The sequence below is a fragment of the Pacificitalea manganoxidans genome, assembly GCF_002504165.1.
Lineage (GTDB): Bacteria > Pseudomonadota > Alphaproteobacteria > Rhodobacterales > Rhodobacteraceae > Pacificitalea > Pacificitalea manganoxidans.
Window position 1 is genome coordinate 121,596 of the sequence record NZ_CP021404.1, and the last position, 18,585, is coordinate 140,180.

16 protein-coding genes are annotated in these 18,585 nt (G+C 65.8%); 11 read left to right on the plus strand and 5 right to left on the minus strand.

Going from position 1 to position 18,585, the window contains the following annotated elements; genetic code table 11:
- The first annotated feature begins 73 nt into the window (after nucleotides 1-73).
- The 7 genes from CBW24_RS00575 to trxA all read left to right on the plus strand — a co-directional run bounded on the left by CBW24_RS00575 (nucleotide 74) and on the right by trxA (nucleotide 11,387).
- Nucleotides 74-1,750, plus strand: coding sequence for a PAS-domain containing protein (locus tag CBW24_RS00575; protein ID WP_097372324.1), 1,677 nt, complete (start codon nucleotides 74-76; stop codon nucleotides 1,748-1,750).
- A gap of 748 nt (nucleotides 1,751-2,498) precedes the next feature.
- Complete coding sequence (tsaE, locus tag CBW24_RS00580; protein WP_232530284.1) at nucleotides 2,499-2,963, plus strand: tRNA (adenosine(37)-N6)-threonylcarbamoyltransferase complex ATPase subunit type 1 TsaE; 465 nt, start codon at nucleotides 2,499-2,501, stop codon at nucleotides 2,961-2,963.
- A complete protein-coding gene (locus tag CBW24_RS00585; RefSeq protein ID WP_097372326.1) occupies nucleotides 2,960-4,012 on the plus strand; it encodes an aminoglycoside phosphotransferase family protein in 1,053 nt (350 codons plus the stop codon). The genes tsaE and CBW24_RS00585 overlap by 4 nt, the downstream gene beginning before the upstream one ends.
- Nucleotides 3,988-4,683 (plus strand): nucleotidyltransferase family protein, encoded by a 696-nt coding sequence (locus tag CBW24_RS00590; protein ID WP_097372327.1) that lies wholly within the window; start codon nucleotides 3,988-3,990, stop codon nucleotides 4,681-4,683. Before CBW24_RS00585 ends, CBW24_RS00590 begins: the two co-directional genes overlap by 25 nt.
- Nucleotides 4,676-7,642 (plus strand): double-strand break repair protein AddB, encoded by a 2,967-nt coding sequence (gene addB / locus CBW24_RS00595; RefSeq protein ID WP_097372328.1) that lies wholly within the window; start codon nucleotides 4,676-4,678, stop codon nucleotides 7,640-7,642. Before CBW24_RS00590 ends, addB begins: the two co-directional genes overlap by 8 nt.
- Complete coding sequence (gene addA, locus CBW24_RS00600; RefSeq protein WP_097372329.1) at nucleotides 7,639-10,992, plus strand: double-strand break repair helicase AddA; 3,354 nt, start codon at nucleotides 7,639-7,641, stop codon at nucleotides 10,990-10,992. The genes addB and addA overlap by 4 nt, the downstream gene beginning before the upstream one ends.
- Before the next feature lie 74 nt (nucleotides 10,993-11,066).
- Nucleotides 11,067-11,387: a thioredoxin gene (gene trxA, locus CBW24_RS00605; protein ID WP_088663083.1), complete on the plus strand. Its 321-nt coding sequence runs from the start codon at nucleotides 11,067-11,069 to the stop codon at nucleotides 11,385-11,387.
- Nucleotides 11,388-11,446: 59 nt separating this feature from the next.
- Here the strand turns inward: trxA and CBW24_RS00610 are convergent, their stop codons facing one another.
- Nucleotides 11,447-12,400 (minus strand): aminoglycoside phosphotransferase family protein, encoded by a 954-nt coding sequence (locus tag CBW24_RS00610; RefSeq protein WP_157772991.1) that lies wholly within the window; start codon nucleotides 12,398-12,400, stop codon nucleotides 11,447-11,449.
- A gap of 152 nt (nucleotides 12,401-12,552) precedes the next feature.
- Here CBW24_RS00610 and hslV point away from each other — a divergent pair, with 152 nt between their 5' ends.
- Together hslV and hslU are read left to right on the plus strand one after the other, a co-directional pair.
- A complete protein-coding gene (gene hslV, locus CBW24_RS00615) occupies nucleotides 12,553-13,116 on the plus strand; it encodes an ATP-dependent protease subunit HslV (RefSeq protein WP_097372331.1) in 564 nt (187 codons plus the stop codon).
- A gap of 48 nt (nucleotides 13,117-13,164) precedes the next feature.
- Nucleotides 13,165-14,469, plus strand: coding sequence for an ATP-dependent protease ATPase subunit HslU (hslU, locus tag CBW24_RS00620; RefSeq protein WP_097372332.1), 1,305 nt, complete (start codon nucleotides 13,165-13,167; stop codon nucleotides 14,467-14,469).
- A 2-nt stretch (nucleotides 14,470-14,471) separates the two neighbouring features.
- Here the strand turns inward: hslU and CBW24_RS00625 are convergent, their stop codons facing one another.
- The 3 genes from CBW24_RS00625 to CBW24_RS00635 are packed head-to-tail and all read right to left on the minus strand — an operon-like array spanning nucleotide 14,472 to nucleotide 16,676.
- Nucleotides 14,472-15,095 (minus strand): Smr/MutS family protein, encoded by a 624-nt coding sequence (locus tag CBW24_RS00625; protein ID WP_097372333.1) that lies wholly within the window; start codon nucleotides 15,093-15,095, stop codon nucleotides 14,472-14,474.
- Nucleotides 15,096-15,099: 4 nt separating this feature from the next.
- Entirely contained in the window at nucleotides 15,100-16,011 is a 912-nt protein-coding gene (gene mltA / locus CBW24_RS00630; protein WP_097372334.1) for a murein transglycosylase A, read from the minus strand.
- The gene (locus CBW24_RS00635) at nucleotides 16,008-16,676 is read right to left on the minus strand and encodes a Tim44/TimA family putative adaptor protein (RefSeq protein ID WP_088663077.1); all 669 of its coding nucleotides are present in this window, start codon (nucleotides 16,674-16,676) and stop codon (nucleotides 16,008-16,010) included. Before CBW24_RS00635 ends, mltA begins: the two co-directional genes overlap by 4 nt.
- 148 nt (nucleotides 16,677-16,824) lie before the next feature.
- On the opposite strand from CBW24_RS00635, the gene CBW24_RS00640 reads away from it, so the two are divergent.
- Both CBW24_RS00640 and secB read left to right on the plus strand, forming a co-directional pair.
- Nucleotides 16,825-17,346, plus strand: a complete 522-nt coding sequence (locus CBW24_RS00640) for an FxsA family protein (RefSeq protein WP_097372335.1) — start codon at nucleotides 16,825-16,827, stop codon at nucleotides 17,344-17,346.
- 54 nt (nucleotides 17,347-17,400) lie between these two features.
- Nucleotides 17,401-17,901 carry a protein-export chaperone SecB gene (secB, locus tag CBW24_RS00645; RefSeq protein WP_088663075.1) on the plus strand — a complete coding sequence of 167 codons (501 nt, stop codon included), beginning with the start codon at nucleotides 17,401-17,403 and terminating at the stop codon, nucleotides 17,899-17,901.
- A gap of 67 nt (nucleotides 17,902-17,968) precedes the next feature.
- On the opposite strand, the gene CBW24_RS00650 is transcribed toward secB, so the two are convergent.
- Nucleotides 17,969-18,577, minus strand: coding sequence for a 3'-5' exonuclease family protein (locus tag CBW24_RS00650; protein ID WP_097372336.1), 609 nt, complete (start codon nucleotides 18,575-18,577; stop codon nucleotides 17,969-17,971).
- Nucleotides 18,578-18,585: the final 8 nt, after the last annotated feature.

Here is an 18,585-nt window from a genome sequence, read left to right on the forward strand (position 1 = left end):
CGCAATTTAACCGCCACTGCCACAAGGTGACCGGACCGATCTGTCAGGGATTCGTCTACACGGGGTGCCTTGCATGGAATTTGTCGCGCCGGTTCTGGCCCAGCTTTCCCAGTTGCCCGATTTCAGCATGCCGGGCTCGGCGTTGCTGCTGGCGCTGTGTCTGGTGGCGACCGCGATCCTGACGGCTGGGGGCGGGTTGCTGCTGCTGACCCAGTTTGCCCCCCGTCTTCGCGTGGACTGGCCTGCGGTGGATACCGACAATGGCGAACTGGTGTTCCTGTTTGACGAAACCCGCCTGCGTGATGCCAGCAGCGCGGGCCGCGCCCTGTTGGCGCTGGGACCGGACAGGCTCCCCCCGTGGCCCCGGCTTATGCATATCCTGTCCGCACGGTTTCCTGATCTGGAACAGAAACTTGGCGGACTTGCCGCCGTGACCCGCCTGACCTGTCGCGCGGGGGACGACGATCCGGGCGAATTGCATGCGCAATGGTGTCATGGGCTGGTGCGGCTGGAACTTGTCGATCGACCCGCCGCGCTTGGCTCACCGCCCACCGACAGCGGACCGGACAGTTTTACCCGGCAGGCGCTGCAGGAACGGCTCGACGCGCTCAGCCGCACGCTAGATGCCGCGCCGATGCCTGTTTGGCGCGAAACAGCGGCGGGACGGGTGATCTGGGCGAACCGCAGCTATCTGAACCTGACCGGCGCGCAGGAGGGAGGCGATGATCTGCCTCAGCTGTTCGAGGCCCTGCCCCGACCGCCGCGCGAGGTCGCGAACGAAAACGGGAAGAGCGGACCAGATCTGATCCGCCGCGCGCCTGCCCGCGCGGAGGCCATCGCAAACGGCGAAACCCCGCCGGGCGAACGGCTCTGGTTCGAATGTCACAGCAAATGGCAGGACGACACCGTGCTGACCTATGCCCTGCCCGCGCAACAAATCGTTCGGGCGGAGGCCAGCCTGCGCGAATTTGTCCAGACGCTGACGAAAACCTTTGCCCAGCTCACCACCGGGCTTGCGATATTCGACCGTCACCGGCGGCTTGCGGTTTTTAACCCCGCATTGACCGATCTATCGGCTCTGCCGCCGCAGTTTCTGTCCGCCCGCCCGACCCTGACCGCATTCCTCGATTCCCTGCGCGAAGCCCAGCGCATGCCGGAACCCCGCGACTATCGGTCATGGCGCAGCGCCATTGCGGCGCTGGAACAGGACGCGGAGGAAGGCACCTATCAGGAAACATGGAGCCTGCCGGGCGGTCAGACGCTAAAAGTGACAGGCCGCCCCCATCCCGATGGCGCGTTGGCGTTTTTGTTCGAGGATATCACATCCGAGATCGCTCTCACCCGCCGCTTCCGGTCGGAGTTGGAACTGGGCCAATCCATTGCCGATAGCCTTGATGAGGCGATCGTCGTCTTTTCCCGCACGGGTCTGGTCCTCATGTCGAACGAAGCGCATGCGCGGCTCTGGGACCAAGACCCCGGTGCGATGCTGGCCGAAATTGGCGCGACCGAGGTCATTGCGCACTGGCAATCCCGCTGTCGTCCCAGCCCGGTCTGGGGCGAACTGCGCGATTTCCTTCAGGCCGAAACCGAGCGCGCGGAGTGGGACGGCGAATTGCGAATGCGCGATGGCACCGCTCTGGTTTGCCGCTTCGTGCCTATTGCGGGCGGCGCGACGCTTGTCACCTTCCAGCAGGCCGAGCGCCTATCGACGCGGAAGGTCTGGGCCACGTTGCCCGCCCGCACGGGGTAACCCACGAGGCCAATACGGCACGTAGGCCGGTGGATGCCTGACCTGCGCATGCCAACGCCTGACCGGCGCATGCCTATAAACGCACGCCCTGTCGACGCTGACTAAATCAGCGCTGGCTCACTCGGCGCTAGCTGTATCAGCGCGTTCTGCCCGCGGGCTGCTATACCGCCATCGCCCCACAGTCTCCGGGCTGGTGGGGTCTCCGGGGTCGTGATGGACAGCGACGCTGGCCTCTATCGCAGGCGTGGCATCGATGTCTCCCGCCCTACGCCGCGCACGGGGCGTGACGGATGGCTGGGGCGCTTCTGCCACCCGCGGGTCGCAGCCCTCGGTTTCTGGCCAAGCCCCCTGACAGGGCGCGCCATCCACAGCACATTATAGGTGTCCGCTCTGCAGTCACCGCGTGTGGAAGGGCAGCCTCCCGCGCGCATCACAACGGTCACCGGACTTCTGGAAGGCGCTGTTCATGAAGGCTCCCCGCCCGCGCCCATCACAACCTCGCCGCTCCAGCAGATAACACATGGTGCAGCCAAGCCGCGCCCCGCGTGAAACCGCCTCTTGGATATTGCAGCGCGCGGGCCGAGGCTCCACATTCACCGCCATGTCGCGCAATCCATCCTCCTACCCGGTCCAGACACCGGGCCCCATGGCCCCCGATGCGTCCACTGGCCCGCACCCGCGCGGGGCCGATACCGATGGCGCGGTGACCGTGGACCTTCTGCTGCCGGGACCGCAGGCGACGGAACGGATGGGGCAGACGCTGGCAGGCGTTGCGCAACCGGGCGACTGCATTTTGCTGGAAGGCCCGATCGGGGCCGGCAAAAGCGCCTTTGCCCGCGCCTTTATCCAGTCCCGCATGGCCAAACATGATCGGGTCGAAGACGTGCCCTCCCCGACCTTCACACTGGTACAGGTCTATGATCTGCCTGATGGCGAGGTCTGGCACGCCGATCTTTACCGCCTGACCCATCCCGACGAAGCGCTGGAGCTTGGCCTCGATGAGGCGATGGAAACCGCGATCTGCCTTATCGAATGGCCCGACCGGCTGGGCTCTGCCGCCCCGGCTGGTGCCATCCGGATCGCGCTTGCGTCGCCCGACGGGACAGGTACACCCGCCGACGAACAGAACCCCGACAGCCGGGTTGCGCATATCACGCTGCCCTCCCCGGCGCGCGCCGCCCTGACAGACGCCATCCGGAGGCTTTTGCCATGATCCACCCGCCCCCGCAGACCCAGCGGCGCGATGTCAAAGCGTTCCTCGACCGGCTTGGCTGGGGCGGAGCCGAAATCGCGACCCTTGCCGGTGACGCCTCGAACCGCCGCTATGATCGGTTGACCCACCCCGAAACCGATGCCCGCGCGGTGCTGATGGACGCCCCGCCGCAGAAGGGCGAAGATGTCGGTCCGTTCCTGAACGTCGCCGCCTACCTCACCGCGCTGGGGCTGAGTGCGCCCCGCATACTGGGCGAGGATCGCGAACAGGGGTATCTGCTGCTGGAGGATCTGGGCGACGATCTTTTTGCCCGGCTGCTGCGGTTGGAGCCAGAGGCGGAGGAGACGCTCTATCACGCTGCCGCCGACGTATTGCTCACCCTTGGCCGCAACGCCCCGCCCGCCGGGCTTCCGCCGCTCGATGCCAGCGGCATGGCGCGGCTCGCGGCGCTGGCCTGGACCTGGTATGCGCCCGGCATCACCGAAGACCCCGGCACCGGCCCCGATCCTGAACCGATGCTGGCCGCGCTGACCCCGATCTTGCAAGATGTCATGGAGGATGGCAGCGCGCGGGTTCTGGCGCAGCGCGATTTCCATGCCGAAAACCTCATCTGGCTGCCGGAGCGGGACGGCGCGGCGCGTGTCGGCCTGCTTGATTTTCAGGACGCCGTAGCCGGGCACCCAGCCTATGATCTGGTGTCGCTGCTGGAAGACGCCCGCCGCGATGTGCGGGCCGACACGGTGACCCGTGTCAAAGATCGCTTCATCCACCTGTCAGGCAGTGACGCGGCCGCGTTCGAATTGGCCTATGCCGCGCTTGGCGCTCAACGCAATCTGCGTATCCTCGGCGTTTTTGCGCGGCTCTCGCTGCATTTCGCGAAACCGCATTATGTGGATCTGATCCCTCGGGTCTGGGGCCATCTGCACACCGATCTTGCGCATCCGCGTCTGGCCGGTCTGCGCGATCTGGTGCTGCGCGATCTGCCGGAACCGACCCCGAAACGACTTCAACGATTGAAAGACCGATGCGGCACGATCCCGACGCTTTGATGATCTTTGCCGCCGGGTTTGGCACCCGGATGGGCCCGTTGACCGCCACGCGGCCAAAACCGTTGATCGAGGTCGCGGGCCGCACCCTGCTGGACCGTGCCTTGGCGATGGGCGCACAGGCTGGCGTCGCGCGCACGGTTGTGAACACCCATTACCTGCGCGAACAGGTCGCCGCGCATCTGGCTGACCGTCCTGAAATCGCGATCAGCGCGGAGGCGGAGATCCTTGAAACCGGCGGTGGGCTAAAGGCGGCGCTGCCCTTGCTGGGCCCGAGCCCGGTGATGACCCTGAACCCGGATGCGGTATGGACCGGGCCGAACCCGCTGGCTGCCCTGCGCGCCGCATGGGACCCGGCGCGGATGGATGCGCTGCTGATGCTGGTGCCTGCCTCGGCCGCACGCGGCTATCGCGGTCAGGGGGATTTCACCCGCGCGCCAGACGGACGGCTGAGCCGCGGCCCCGGACATGTCTATTCCGGTGCGCAGATCGTAAAAACCGAAGGTCTAAGCGCGATTGCAGAGGCCAATTTTTCGTTGAACCTGCTGTGGGACCGGATGCTGCCCGAAGGCCGCGTGCACGGGCTGATCCATCCCGGCGGCTGGTGCGATGTGGGGCGGCCAGAGGGCGTAACCCTTGCCGAAACCATGCTGGCGGACGTCGCCCATGTTTGAGCCGGGCACGGGCCCACGGCTGTTCGGGTTGGCACCGGGGATCGATTTTCCCGCCGCGCTGGTGCGGGGTCTGGAACAGCGGATGATCCACGCGGCCCCCGAGGATTGGGCCCGCGTCACGATCTACGTCAACACCGCCCGAATGCGCCGCCGCCTGCGCGAGATTTTCGATGCCGGACCTGCGCGGCTTTTGCCCCGGATCAAGCTGATCACCGATCTGGGCGAAACGCTCGACAGCGATGCGGTTCCGCCCAGTGACAGCGGTCTGCGGCTTCGGCTGGAACTGGCGCGGCTGGTCGGGCAGCTTCTGGACCTGCAACCGGACCTTGCGCCGCGGGCCGCGATGTTCGATCTGGCCGATGGGCTGGCTGCGTTGATGGACGAGATGCAGGGCGAGGGCGTCGCGGCAGAGGTGCTGGAAACCCTCGACGTGTCGTCGCATTCCGCGCATTGGGGCCGCAGTCTGCAAATCCTGCGCATCATCGCCGATTTCATCGAAACCCGTGGCGATGCCCCGGCAGGTGCAGAGGCACGGCGACGCCGGTTGGCGGAGGCGCTGATCGCATTGTGGCAGATCGCGCCGCCCCGTGACCCGGTGCTGATCGTCGGGTCGACCGGCTCGCGCGGGACGACGCGGCTGCTGATGGAGGCGGTGGCCCGCCTGCCGCAGGGGGCCTTGGTGCTGCCCGGCTATGATTTCGGCCAACCGGAGGAGGTCTGGGACCGGCTGGATGAGGCATTGACCGGCGAAGACCACCCCCAATTCCGGTTCGCGCGTTTGTTGCAGGGGCTCGACATGCGCCCCGGCGATGTCACCCCGTGGAGTGACGACGCAGAGCCCGACGCCGCCCGCAATGCCATGATATCGCTGGCATTGCGCCCCGCGCCGATCACTGACCAATGGATGACGGAAGCGCCGCATCTGCAGGGCATCGCCAGCTTGGCCGATCACCTGACCCTGATCGAGGCGCCCGACAGCCGGTCCGAGGCCGAAGCGATCGCCCTGCGGCTGCGGCAAGCGGTCGAAGACGGGCAGCGCGCCGCGCTTATCACTCCCGACCGGGTGCTGACCCGGCAGGTGGCCGCCGCGCTCGACCGGTGGAGCCTGATCCCCGATGACAGCGCCGGTCAGCCACTGCACCTGTCCCCGCCGGGACGGCTGCTGCGGCAGGTCGCGGAACTGTGCGGCGCGCGGGTGGAATTGCCCGAGCTTCTCGCACTGCTGAAACATCCGCTGACCGCCTCTACCCCCGGCTTGCGCGGCCCGCATTTGCGCCGGGTGCGGGAGATGGAATTGCGGCTGCGGCGATACGCCATCGGCTTCCCGGCGCGCGAGGATCTGCTGTCGGCGCGCGACGCCGATGATCCCGATGCCCGTGCTTGGGCGGATTGGCTGGGCGCGCTGCTGGCCGATTTGCCCGCCTGCACCGGCATGGCCCCGCTGGCCGACCGGATCACGACGCATCTGGCCCTGACCGAACGGCTCGCCGCTGGCCCCGTGATGGCCCACGACCAAGGCATGGCAGGGGAGCTTTGGGAAGAAGCGGCAGGCGACGCCGCGCAACAGGCTATGCGCGCGCTGGAGCGCGAAGCAGGCGTGACGCTTGATCTGTCAAACAGAGACTATTCCGCCTTGATCGGCACGCTTCTGAGCGCTGAAACGGTCCGTCAAAGTGTCACCGGCCATCCCGATCTGATGATCTGGGGCACGCTGGAGGCGCGGGTGCAGGGGGCCGATCTGGTGATCCTCGGCGGGCTTAATGATGGGATCTGGCCGCAGCTGCCGCCGCCCGATCCGTGGCTGAATCGCCCGATGCGGCAGGAAGCCGGGTTGCTTCTGCCGGAGCGGCGGATCGGTCTCTCGGCGCATGATTTCCAACAGGCCGCAGGCGCGCCGGAGGTGGTGCTGAGCCGCGCCCTGCGCGACAGCGAGGCAGAGGCCGTGCCTTCGCGGTGGCTGAACCGTATCGTTAACCTGCTGGGCGGGATCGGCGAGGCTGGCCCCGCCGCGCTGGCTGAAATGCGGGCGCGCGGGACGGCGTTGGTGCAGCAGGCACAGGCGTTGAACCGTGCTGACGCCCCCGTGCCCCCTGCCCGCCGCCCCTCGCCCCGCCCGCCGGTGGCGGCACGGCCCGACCGGATTTCCGTGACTGGCGTCAAAACGCTGATCCGCGATCCTTATGCGATCTATGCGCGTCAGATCTTGGGGCTGTCGCCGCTTGCGCCGCTGCGCCCGGTGCCCGATCCCGGCACGCGGGGTGACGCGCTGCACCGGTTGATGGAGGGGTTCGCTCGCGTGGCGACCGATGGCGCGGATGCCGACACGCTGCGCGCTTGGCTCGATGCCGCGCTGGACCCGCCTTTCCCTGAAATCGGGGACTGGCCTTCGGTGGCAGAGGCATGGGCCGCCCGGCTGGAACGCATCGCCGCGACGCTGATCGCACAGGAACTGGAGCGCGAGGCGGAGGAAAAGCTGATCTGGACCGAAGCGAAGGCCGAAATCGCGCTTCCGGGGCTCGACATGACCCTGTCGGCCCGCCCCGACCGGATCGACCGGCTGGCGGATGGCGTGGCGATCTACGACTACAAATCCGGTCAACTTCCCAGCCAGAAGATGGTCGAAAATTTTGACAAACAGTTGCCTTTGCAGGCTGCGATGGTGCGGCGCGGGGCCTTCCCCGGGCTACCACGCGACGTGTCGAAAACCGCCTATATCGGCATCGGCTCCTCCGTCGGCGAAAGTGGCATCCGGCTGACCAGCAAGGAAGGCGACGATCTGGTGGCAGAGGCGTGGGACGGGCTGATCGCGCTGCTGGGCAAATATCGCCGCCGCACACAGGGCTACACCGCCCGGCGCGCGATGCAGACCACGGCGGCCATGTCGGATTACGATCACCTGTCGCGCTTTGGCGAATGGGATTTCACCGATACGCCCACCCCCGAGGAGGTCGGCGAATGATCTTCAACGACGCCACCCTGCGCCAGATTCAGGCCGCCGACCCTGCCAGTTCCACATGGCTGTCGGCCAATGCCGGGTCGGGCAAGACCCGCGTGCTGACCGACCGCGTCGCACGCTTGTTGCTGCATGACGTGGCGCCGCAAAACGTGCTGTGCCTGACCTACACCAAGGCCGCCGCCAGCGAGATGCAGAACCGCCTGTTCAAGCGGCTGGGCAAATGGGCGACCCTGCCCGATGACAAACTGCGCGACGAACTGGCACAACTGGGCGAGCCGGAGACCGATCTGGGGGCCGAGGTGCTGCGCAAGGCCCGCCGCCTGTTCGCCCGCGCGATCGAAACGCCCGGCGGGCTGAAGGTGCAGACGATCCACAGCTTCTGCGCCAGCCTGCTGCGGCGGTTCCCGCTGGAGGCCGGGGTGCCGCCTGGCTTTACCGAAATCGATGACCGCACCCGCGCGCAATTGATGCGCGAGGTGTTGGACGGCGTGGCCACAGCCCATCGCGACATCTATCGCGCGATAGTGCGCCAGATCGGCGGCAACGACATCAATGCGCTTTGCGCAGCCCTATCGACCCACCGCGCCGCCCTGCCCGACCAGCCCAGCCGCGCCCATGCGATGGCGCTGTTCGATCTGCCCGAAGATGCCAATGACGATGCGCTGCTGGCGCTGCTGGACACGCCCGACCTGCACCGTCTGTTCGCCGACTGCGCAGAGGTGCTGGCAGGCCAAAGCAAAACCCAAAAGGATTTGGCTCAGGTGCTGCGCGCCTGCGCTGGCACCGACCTGTCCCGCCGCGCGCGCTATGATCTGCTGATCCCCGCGTTCTTTACCGCCGCAGGCACACCACGCAAATCCCTGCTGACCAAGGGTTCGGTCGCCGCGCTTGGCGATGCGGCCGACGATTTGCTGACGATTACCGACGATCTCGACCATCTGCGCGCGCAACTGACCGCGCTGAAGGCGGCGGAAAAGACATTGGTGCTGCACCGTTTCGCCGCGGTCTGGTTGCCCGCGTTTCGGCGGGCGAAGGACGCGCGCGGTTGGCTCGATTTCGATGACCTTATCGAGAAAAGCCGCGATCTGCTGGTGCGTCCCGGCATCGCGGAGTGGGTGCTGTTCAAGCTCGACGGCGGGATCGACCACATCCTCGTGGACGAGGCGCAGGACACCAGCCCGCTGCAATGGCAGGTGATCGATCTGCTGGCCGGGGAATTCACCGCGGGCGAAGGCACCCGTGGCGCGCGGGAGCGGACGATTTTTGTCGTCGGCGACAAAAAGCAATCGATCTACTCGTTCCAGGGGGCGGACCCCGACGGGTTCGACCGGATGCGCGCCAGCTTTGCCGAGCGGCTGATGCAGGTGCAGGCGGCGCTGGTGGAATTGCAGTTGGAATACAGTTTCCGTTCCGCCACGCCTGTTCTGCGCGCGGTGGATGGCGTGTTCGCGCAATCCGAGGGGCTGGGCGAAGTGTCGGGCCATCTGGCGTTTCACGCGGACATGCCCGGCCGGGTCGATCTGTGGCCGCTGGTCGAACCGATGGAGGCCGCGCCCGAAGGCCACTGGACCGACCCCGTCGACGCGGTGAGCGAAACCCACGAAACGGTGCGTCTGGCGCAGGCGATTGCTGCCGAAATCGCCCGGATGAAGCGGGAGGAAACGCTACAGCATGACGGCGGACGCCGCCCGGTCAGCGAAGGCGACGTGCTGATCCTTGTGCAGCGGCGCTCGGACCTGTTTCACGAAATCATCCGCGCGCTAAAGACCGCAGGTCTGCAGGTGGCAGGGGCCGACCGGCTGAAGATCGGCGGGGAACTGGCGGTGCGCGATCTGCTGTCGCTGCTGCATTTTCTGGCCACGCCGGAGGATTCGCTCGCCTTGGCAGAGGTGCTGCGCTCGCCGCTGATGGGCTGGTCCGAGGACCGGCTATACCGGATCGCGCATGGCCGGGGGCAGCGCTACCTGTGGGCCGTGCTGCGCGAGCGTGGCGATGCCGACACCGTGCCGATGCTTCAGGATCTGTTGGCAAATACCGATTTCCGCCGCCCCTATGAATTGCTGCACCGGGTGCTGCTGCGCCATGATGGGCGGCGGCGGTTGACCGCGCGGCTGGGCGAAGAAGCCACCGACGGGATCGACGCGCTGCTGTCACAGGCGCTGGCCTATGAGCAAACGCAGATCCCAAGCCTGACCGGCTTTCTCGATTGGATCGACAGCACCGAAACCGAAATAAAGCGTCAGCCCGACAGCGCCGGCGACCGCATCCGCGTGATGACGGTGCATGGCGCCAAGGGTCTGGAAGCGCCGATCGTGTTCCTCCCCGATAGCGCCGACCGGCGCGCCATGCTGCGCGGCACGGTGATCGGCGATGAGGCGGCCGTGCTGCCGCTGCTGTCCGGGGGCGAAGCTCCGCCGCGCGTCGAGGCGTTGAAAAACGCCCAACTGGCCGCACAGGAGGCGGAGCGGGAGCGGCTGCTTTATGTGGCGATGACGCGGGCCGAGCAGTGGTTGATCGTCTGCGCCGCCGGGAAGGTTTCCGACGACAGCCCCGCGTGGCACGCCAAGGTCGAAGCGGGCTTGCGCGGGGAAAACGCGGCAACCCATCAATTCGCCGTGGGCGAGGGTCTGCGCCTGCAACCGATTGACTGGCCCACAGTCACACCCGTGCCGCTGGGCGAGGCGCGCCCCGCCCCCAGCGCTGTCGCCCTGCCTGCGTGGATCGATACGCATGTGGAGCCGCCAGAACGCCCCAACGCGGCGCTCAGCCCGTCAGACCTTGGCGGGGCGAAGGCGCTTTTCGGGACCGTGCCGAGGCTGGAGTTCGTCGACGAGGCCACCGCGCTGCGGCTTGGCACCGTGCTGCATCTGCTGCTGGAACATCTGGCCGGGGTCGCGCCCGAGGACCGGCAGCGTGTGGCGCCCATGATCATCACGAATTCACGTGAAACAGTGACGGACGCTGAAATGGCCGCCGTGCTGGCCGAGGTGGAACAGGTGCTGGACGCCCCTGCCCTGCGCCCGCTCTTCGCCCCCGATGCGCTGGCGGAGGTGGAGATTACCGCCACCCTGCCCGATCTGGACCATGCCCGCATCCACGGCACCATCGACCGGCTGATCGTCACGCCAGAGCGTGTGCTGGCGGTGGACTTCAAATCGAACCGCGTCGTGCCCGACCGGCCCGAGGATACGCCCGAGGGCCTGCTGCGGCAGATGGGGGCCTATGCCGCCGCCCTGAAACAGGTCTACCCGGACCGGCAGGTCGATATCGCGCTTCTATGGACCCGCGACGCCCGGTTGATGGAGGTGCCATGCGACTTGGCTATGGCGGCCATGCGCCGGGCCGCTCCTTGACGCCACCGGGGGGCGTGCATAGGTTCCTGCTCCAACGCGATAGCTAGAAATACCAGACGCCAAGGAGTGCGCAGATGGCCACCGTTCCCGTCACCGACGACACGTTCGACACCGAAGTCAAAGCCGCCGACATCCCCGTGATCGTGGATTTCTGGGCCGAGTGGTGTGGCCCGTGCAAACAGATCGGCCCCGCTCTGGAAGAACTGTCCGAAGAGTATGAGGGCAAGGTCAAGATCGTGAAGGTCAATGTCGACGAGAACCCGAACTCCCCCGCGCAGATGGGCGTTCGTGGCATCCCGGCCCTGTTCATGTTCAAGGACGGCGAAGTCGTGTCGAACAAGATCGGCGCCGCACCGAAGGCCGCTTTGAAGAGCTGGATCGACGAAAGCGTCTGATCGCGATCCCATCAGGTGATTTGAAAGCGGGCCTTCGGGTCTGCTTTTTTATTGGACGGTCAGGTGAACAGGCGCTTCTGCACCTCCATCACCCCCTCCAGCCGCCGCTGTTCGGCAAGCGAACGTGCCTCGCGCGCGGCGGGCAGGTTGGCCCAATCCGTTAGCAGCCGCACGCGGCACAGAAAATCCAGAACTGGTCGTGACATTGGCAGGGCATAGGCGTTGAGAAACGCGCTCATGTCCTCATCCGGCAGCAGCGCGCCCTTGGGCGTGTCGACCCCGTGACGACAGGCGATATCGACCAGCAGCCGCGCCACATCCAGCGCAGCGGTGCCATGCCGGGCCGGCGACATATCGATCCCGGCGATGCCCTGCGCGCCTACCAACAGATTGCGCAGATGCAGATCGCCGTGCAGATCGACAGTGGTAACCTGTTCGCCGCGCACGTCCTGATCCAGCGCGCGCAGTTGGCGCAGGGTGGTGAGAAACCTGCCGCGCCACGCGACCTCCCGCAGCCCGGCACGGAGACCATCCCGCACCCGGTCCAGCCGCGCACGCGCGGGTTTTGGCCAGAACGGACGTTCTGCCATGTCTCCTGCGCGATGAAACGCGCCGAGCCACGCCCCCGCCTGCGCCAGCCGTTCGCGCCGTGCGGCGGTGTCTGCCCCGATCAGGTCGAGCCGCTGGGTCAGTTGCAGCCCCTCGAACATCTCCATCACGCACGTCTGGTTATCCGGCGACGCGGCCAGAATCGCAGGCAGGTGCACTCCGGGCGCTGCGCGGGCTGAAAACAGGCTCTGACGGGCGGTATAGTCCCTGATCCGCGCCTCGGACCGGGCCGCATCGCGCGGGCGCTCCTCATGCTTCAGCACCAAGGGATCGCAGTAGGGTCGCGCCATCCGCAAGACGATGCGCGACACCCGGTCGTCATCGCGCAGCGACAGGATTTCGGGCTGCCAACCAGCAGGGTCAGGCAGGCCGATGGCCCCGGCCAGATCCGGCCAGCGGGACATTGCCGCCGCGGTGAGTGAGCTATCTTCGCGCGTCATTTCATATGGATAGGCGGCAGGCGACCATACGGCAAGCACAGCGTTCCGGGGGCCGTCGCTTGCCCCGCCGGGGTCGAGTGTCCATATACCCGGCAAGACGAGACAAGAGGCGAATTATGGACAACGATAGCTTTCCCGGCTGGCACGGGACCACGATCATCGGCGTGCGCAAGGGCGACCGCGTCGTCATCGCCGGCGATGGACAGGTCAGTCTGGGCCAAACCGTGATCAAAGGCTCGGCCCGCAAAGTGCGGCGCCTGAAACCCGGTGGTCATGAGGTCGTGGCAGGGTTTGCCGGCTCCACCGCGGACGCGTTTGCCCTGCTGGAACGGCTGGAAAGCAAACTGGAGGCAACGCCGGGCCAATTGCAGCGGGCCAGTGTCGAACTGGCCAAGGACTGGCGCACCGACAAATATCTGCAAAAGCTGGAAGCGATGCTGATCGTGACCGATGGGCGCGAGCTTTACATCATCACCGGCGCGGGCGACGTGCTGGAGCCGGAACACGGCATCGCGGCGATCGGTTCGGGTGGGAACTACGCGCTGGCCGCCGCACGCGGCATGGCGGAAAATTCGGATCTGGATGCCGAGCAGATCGCCCGCCGCGCGATGGCCATCGCCGCCGATATCTGTGTCTATACCAACGGAAACCTGACGGTCGAGACGATCGACGCGGCCTGATCCGCGCCCGATGCCCTCCCGCAGCAGCCCAACAGAAAGCCTGACTTTATGACCGATCTCACCCCCCGCGAAATCGTCTCGGAACTGGACCGTTTCATCATCGGCCAGCGGGACGCGAAGCGTGCCGTTTCCGTGGCCCTGCGCAACCGCTGGCGGCGCAAGCAGCTTAGCGCCGACCTGCGTGATGAGGTATACCCCAAGAACATCCTGATGATCGGCCCCACGGGTGTCGGCAAGACCGAGATCAGCCGCCGCTTGGCCAAGCTGGCGCATGCGCCCTTCATCAAGGTCGAGGCGACCAAGTTCACCGAAGTGGGCTATGTCGGTCGTGATGTGGAGCAGATCATCCGCGATCTGGTCGATGCGTCCATTGCCATGACCCGCGACCGTATGCGCGACGATGTAAAGGCCCGCGCCCATCAGGCTGCCGAAGACCGGGTGATCGAGGCCATCGCGGGCAAAGACGCCCGTGCCCAGACCAAGGAAATGTTCCGCGATAAGCTAAAGCGCGGCGAGCTGGACGAGACCGAGATCGAGCTTGAGGTCGCGGACACCTCCAACCCGATGTCGGGCATGGAAATCCCCGGCCAGCCCGGCGCGAATATGGGCATGATGAATCTGGGCGATATCTTTGGCAAAGCGTTCAATCGCACGGTGCGCAAGAAGCTGAAGGTCCGCGACAGCTACGACCTGCTGATCAGCGAAGAAGCCGACAAGCTGCTGGATGACGAGACGGTCAACAAGGTGGCACTGGAATCGGTGCAGGAAAACGGCATCGTGTTCATCGACGAGATCGACAAGGTCTGCGCCCGCTCGGACGCGCGCGGCGGCGAGGTCAGCCGCGAGGGTGTGCAGCGCGATCTGCTGCCCCTGATCGAAGGCACCACCGTCTCCACCAAACATGGCCCGGTGAAGACCGATCATATCCTGTTCATCGCGTCGGGGGCGTTCCATATCGCCAAGCCGTCCGACCTGCTGCCCGAATTGCAGGGGCGTCTGCCGATTCGCGTGGAATTGCGTCCGCTGACCGAAGAGGATTTCGTGCGCATCCTGACCGAAACCGACAATGCGCTGACCCGCCAATACACCGCGCTGATGAATACCGAGGAGGTCACCGTGACCTTTACCGAGGAGGGCATCGCCGCCTTGGCCCGGATCGCGGCAGAGGTGAACAGCTCGGTCGAGAATATCGGCGCGCGGCGGCTCTATACCGTTATGGAGCGGGTGTTCGAGGAGCTGAGCTTCACCGCGCCGGACCGTGCGGGGGACGCGATCGAGGTCAACGCCGATTTCGTGGAAACGAACCTTGGCGAACTGTCCCGGTCGACGGATCTAAGCCGTTACGTTCTGTAAGCCTAACGGTTGCGGCGCAGGTAGACGTAATACGCCCCTGCGCCGCCGTGCCGGATATGTGCCTGCGTGACCTGAAGCACCAGCGGCGCAAGCGGCGCCATGCGCAGCCATTGCGGCACCTGATGCTTTAGCGCGCCGGTGCGTGTGGGAATGGGGCCGTCGCCGCTGCCGGGGCGGCCCTTCCCGGTGATCACCAGAACCAGCCGCTTGCCCTGCGCGTGCGCATCCAGAATGAATCCGGTCAGCCGGGGATGCGCCTGCGCCAATGTCAGCCCATGCAGATCGATACGGGCCTCTGGCGTGACCTTGCCGCGCTTTAGCTTGCCGAACCGTTTGGCATCCATGCGCAGCGGCGCGGCGTTTACACGTTCGCCTATGGGCCGGACCAGATCATGCGGGGCAGGGCGGGTCTGCGATTTTTCCCCTAGCGTGAACGCCTGTAGGAAGCTCTCGGTCTCCCGGTCCATTGCGGTTTGAGGCGCGGTCGGCGCGGGCTTGGGGGGCTCGGACGGCTGCACGGGCAGGGTGGCGTTGCGCCGCGTCGGATGCAGGGGATCGGTGCTGCGGGCGACACGGTTCCACAGATCACGCTCATCAGGGCGCAGGTCACGAGGCTTGCGCGGCACCGGATCAGGCCCCGCGACGTCGGCGCAGCGGCATTAGATGCACGGGGGTTTTCAACGCACCGGCCCGCAGACCAGCCTCCGTCCCGCTGCCATGAAACAGATCCGCGCGGTGCACTCCCTTGATAGCACTGCCGCTGTCCTGTGCGATCACCAGACGGGGCGCATGACCCTGTGCCACCATCCAGATCGGGCGGCCAAGCGTCATATGCACCGGGTCCACCGCGATGGAGCGCATCGGCGTCACGGGCACGCCCATCGCGCCCAACGGCCCACTTTCCGCCGGAAGGTCGAGCGGAGCGAAAAAGACATAGGACGGGTTTTCATGCATCAGCGCACGTCCCGGCTCCGGGTTGGCGTGGATCCACTGCCGCACGGCATCGGCGCTGATCCGGGTTTCCTCCAGCACGCCGCGCGCGATGAGCGTCTGTCCGATGGAGCGATACGGATGGCCGTTGCGCCCGGCAAACCCCAGCCGCAGCACCGTGCCGTCGGAAAACCGGACCCGGCCCGATCCCTGCACCTGCAGAAAAAACAGATCGACCATATGGGGCAACCAGCACAGCACCGGCGCGGCCCCGTCCAGCGCGCCCGCTTCAATCGCGGCACGGTCGGGCAGGGGACCGTCGCCCGCAGGCAGACCCAGAACAGGCACCTCGAACCCGTCGCCACGCTCCCGCGCACCGTCGAGTTCAGGCTCGTAATAGCCGGTCAGCAGGCCCGCTTCGGCAGAGAAGGGCGCCGGCTGAAACTGTGCCTCGAAGAACGCGCGGGGATCATCGGCCTTGCGCGCGACCTCGGCCATCGCGGGATCGAACTGATCCGCAGACAGCACAAACGCGGCAAGCGCCGCGGCATGGTCGTCACTGTCCCAGCCGGGAAGGGTGGTCAGGGGCCCACCGGCCCCGATGGCGCTCATTCGCCGGTGGCGACGAGCTGCCAGTTGGGATCGCCGCTGCCCATGGTCCGGGCAAAGGTCCAAATGTCACGCTGCTTCTTGATCGTCTTGGCGTCGCCTTCGATCACCTCGCCCGCGGCGTTGCGCACGACAGAGGTCAATTCCCCGGTCAGGCGCACGGTGATTTCGGCCAGATTGGTGTCACGGTCAAACCGTGCATCGATCAGTTGCAGTTCGCGCACGCCGATGAAATTCGCCTCGACAGTCAAGCCGGCTTCCTCGCGCTGCTGCACGACACCGTCCATCGCCTCGTAAACCTCGGCACCGACAAAGGCGCGGATCGACTCCAGATCGCCGTTCTCAAACGCCATGAGGATCATCTCATACGCCCCACGCGCACCGCCAAGGAACTCGGACACGCCGAAGCCCGGCTCGACCATTTTCATCCCGGCAAGCGCCTTGGCGCTGTCGGAGCCATCGGGGACGTGATCGGCGATGTCGCGATCCGGACCGCCTTCGATCACCTCGAAGTCATGCTTGCGCCGGGACAGAGGCTCCGCAGTGTCCTGCTTGGGGACCGGAGGCTTCTCGTAACCTTCGCGGGTGCCCAGAACCGAGCGAAGGCGCAGGATCAGGAAAATAGCTACACCGGCCAATACCAGAAGTTGAATGACGGCATAGCTCATGCGTGAAACCCTTGCGTTGCGTATAGGTGGACGGGGTTGGTTCCCGCGCACACCGCACATATGTATGCGACGGTCGGGTGCAAGTCCACCGAACCCGGTCGATATCAGGTAACGGCGCGGCAAGCGACGCTCCGGGAAAAAGGATGACATGCGGCTATTTCTACTGTTCCTCATCGTGCCCTTGATCGAAATCGCGCTTTTTGTGCAGGTTGGCGGTCTGATTGGCCTGTGGCCTACCCTCGCAATCGTGATCCTGACGGCGATTTTGGGCACGGCATTGGTGAAGCAACAGGGCCGGTCCGAACTTGCGCGGCTGCGCGGCTCCTTTTCCGATCTGCGCGACCCGACCGAGCCGCTGGCCAATGGCGCAATGATCCTGTTTTCCGGCGCGCTGTTGCTGACCCCGGGCTTTTTCACCGATGCGGTTGGCTTTGCGCTTCTGGTCCCCGGCGTGCGCCGCCGCGTGTTTGACCTGATCCGCCGCAATATCAGCATTCAACGCTTCGAGATGGGCGGCACTGCACAGAGCGGTGGCCCGCATCCCGGTGGCCCGCAGCGAGCGCGGCCGGGGCAGGTGGACGTCATCGATGGCGACTACCAAGAGGTCGATCCGCCAGAGATCAAGCCGCGTGACCCCGATGCCCCGCCCTCTGGCTGGTCCCGGCATTGAGGCCGCTTCGCCGCTCTGCTAAGCCAAGTCCAAGCAATTTTCAGGGAGTTCCCAATGGCTGAGACCGAAACCAACGGCGCCGCGACCGATCAGGCCACGCCGCAACAGCCCAAGATGCAAATCCTCGGGCAGTTCATCCGCGACATGTCGTTTGAAAACATCGTCGTGCAGAAGGGCGTGCAGGGCGAAGTGCAGCCCGACATTCAGGTTCAGGTGAACCTCGACGCCAAGAAGCGTCAGGCCGATGGCCAGTTCGAAGTCATCACCAAATTCAAGATCGAAAGCCGGTCAAAGACCGACAATGCCCCGCTGTTCCTGCTGGAACTGGAATACGGCGGCATCTTTGCGATCTCCGGCGTCCCGGAAGAGCAACTGCACCCCTATCTGCTGATCGAATGCCCGCGCATGCTGTTCCCGTATGTGCGCCGCATCGTGTCCGACGTGACCCGTGACGGTGGCTTCCCGCCGCTGAACCTCGAAAACGTCGACTTCCTCGCGATCTACCGTCAGGAAATCGCCCGCCGCGCCGAGGCGCAGCAGGCCGCGGTCAACTAAGCAATCCGCATTACCGACAGAAAAAGCGGGCCAAATTGGCCCGTTTTTTTGTGCCTGAAGCTCGGATTTAGGCGAAATCCGCCCCGGTCAGCGCACCTTTCGCCAGCAGATGCCGCATCACATGCGCCACCGATAAGGCATCGTCGAGAGCGTCGTGACCCCGCAGTTCCGGGTGGTCCAGACCATAATAGGCCGACAGGCGATTGCTGGGCGTCTTTTTGATATCCTCATACGGCATCCCCGCCCGCAACAGCAGCCCGGCGGCATTGCCAAAGCGGGTGACCGGAATCGGCGGCGCGATCCCTTCGACATAGCAACTGATGGCAACCATGTTGAATTCGTCCTTCCCCCATGACCACAGCCGCGCGCCCTGCGCGAAATCGTCAGCCTTGGCCAGAGCATCGGCCAGCGGCAGACCATCCTCGGTGATCGTGTCTTCCTCGATCCCGGTCAGCCGGATGAACAGGGGGTCGAGGCTGACTCGCGCGCCGTCGCGCCCACGCGGAATGACATGGCAGCGCAGAGTATCGAGGATCGGAAACGTGTCGCTCAGCCCGACCTTTACCAAACCGATCTGCGCGATGACGGGGTCGGGGTCATGGGGCCCGCACCAAAATCGGTGCGGCGCGCCCTCGGCGGTCAGAAATTCGCAGTCGTAGATGACGGTGTGATCCATCTGGTCCC

Excerpts from the sequence above, each read along its gene's own strand:
- CBW24_RS00575 (WP_097372324.1), top strand. The coding sequence starts at position 74 with ATGGAATTTGTCGCGCCGGTTCTGGCCCAGCTTTCCCAGTTGCCCGAT.
- tsaE (WP_232530284.1), top strand. The coding sequence starts at position 2,499 with ATGGGGCAGACGCTGGCAGGCGTTGCGCAACCGGGCGACTGCATTTTG.
- CBW24_RS00585 (WP_097372326.1), top strand. The coding sequence starts at position 2,960 with ATGATCCACCCGCCCCCGCAGACCCAGCGGCGCGATGTCAAAGCGTTC.
- CBW24_RS00590 (WP_097372327.1), top strand. The coding sequence starts at position 3,988 with ATGCGGCACGATCCCGACGCTTTGATGATCTTTGCCGCCGGGTTTGGC.
- addB (WP_097372328.1), top strand. The coding sequence starts at position 4,676 with ATGTTTGAGCCGGGCACGGGCCCACGGCTGTTCGGGTTGGCACCGGGG.
- addA (WP_097372329.1), top strand. The coding sequence starts at position 7,639 with ATGATCTTCAACGACGCCACCCTGCGCCAGATTCAGGCCGCCGACCCT.
- trxA (WP_088663083.1), top strand. The coding sequence starts at position 11,067 with ATGGCCACCGTTCCCGTCACCGACGACACGTTCGACACCGAAGTCAAA.
- CBW24_RS00610 (WP_157772991.1), bottom strand. The coding sequence starts at position 12,400 with ATGTCCCGCTGGCCGGATCTGGCCGGGGCCATCGGCCTGCCTGACCCT.
- hslV (WP_097372331.1), top strand. The coding sequence starts at position 12,553 with ATGGACAACGATAGCTTTCCCGGCTGGCACGGGACCACGATCATCGGC.
- hslU (WP_097372332.1), top strand. The coding sequence starts at position 13,165 with ATGACCGATCTCACCCCCCGCGAAATCGTCTCGGAACTGGACCGTTTC.
- mltA (WP_097372334.1), bottom strand. The coding sequence starts at position 16,011 with ATGAGCGCCATCGGGGCCGGTGGGCCCCTGACCACCCTTCCCGGCTGG.
- CBW24_RS00635 (WP_088663077.1), bottom strand. The coding sequence starts at position 16,676 with ATGAGCTATGCCGTCATTCAACTTCTGGTATTGGCCGGTGTAGCTATT.
- CBW24_RS00640 (WP_097372335.1), top strand. The coding sequence starts at position 16,825 with ATGCGGCTATTTCTACTGTTCCTCATCGTGCCCTTGATCGAAATCGCG.
- secB (WP_088663075.1), top strand. The coding sequence starts at position 17,401 with ATGGCTGAGACCGAAACCAACGGCGCCGCGACCGATCAGGCCACGCCG.
- CBW24_RS00650 (WP_097372336.1), bottom strand. The coding sequence starts at position 18,577 with ATGGATCACACCGTCATCTACGACTGCGAATTTCTGACCGCCGAGGGC.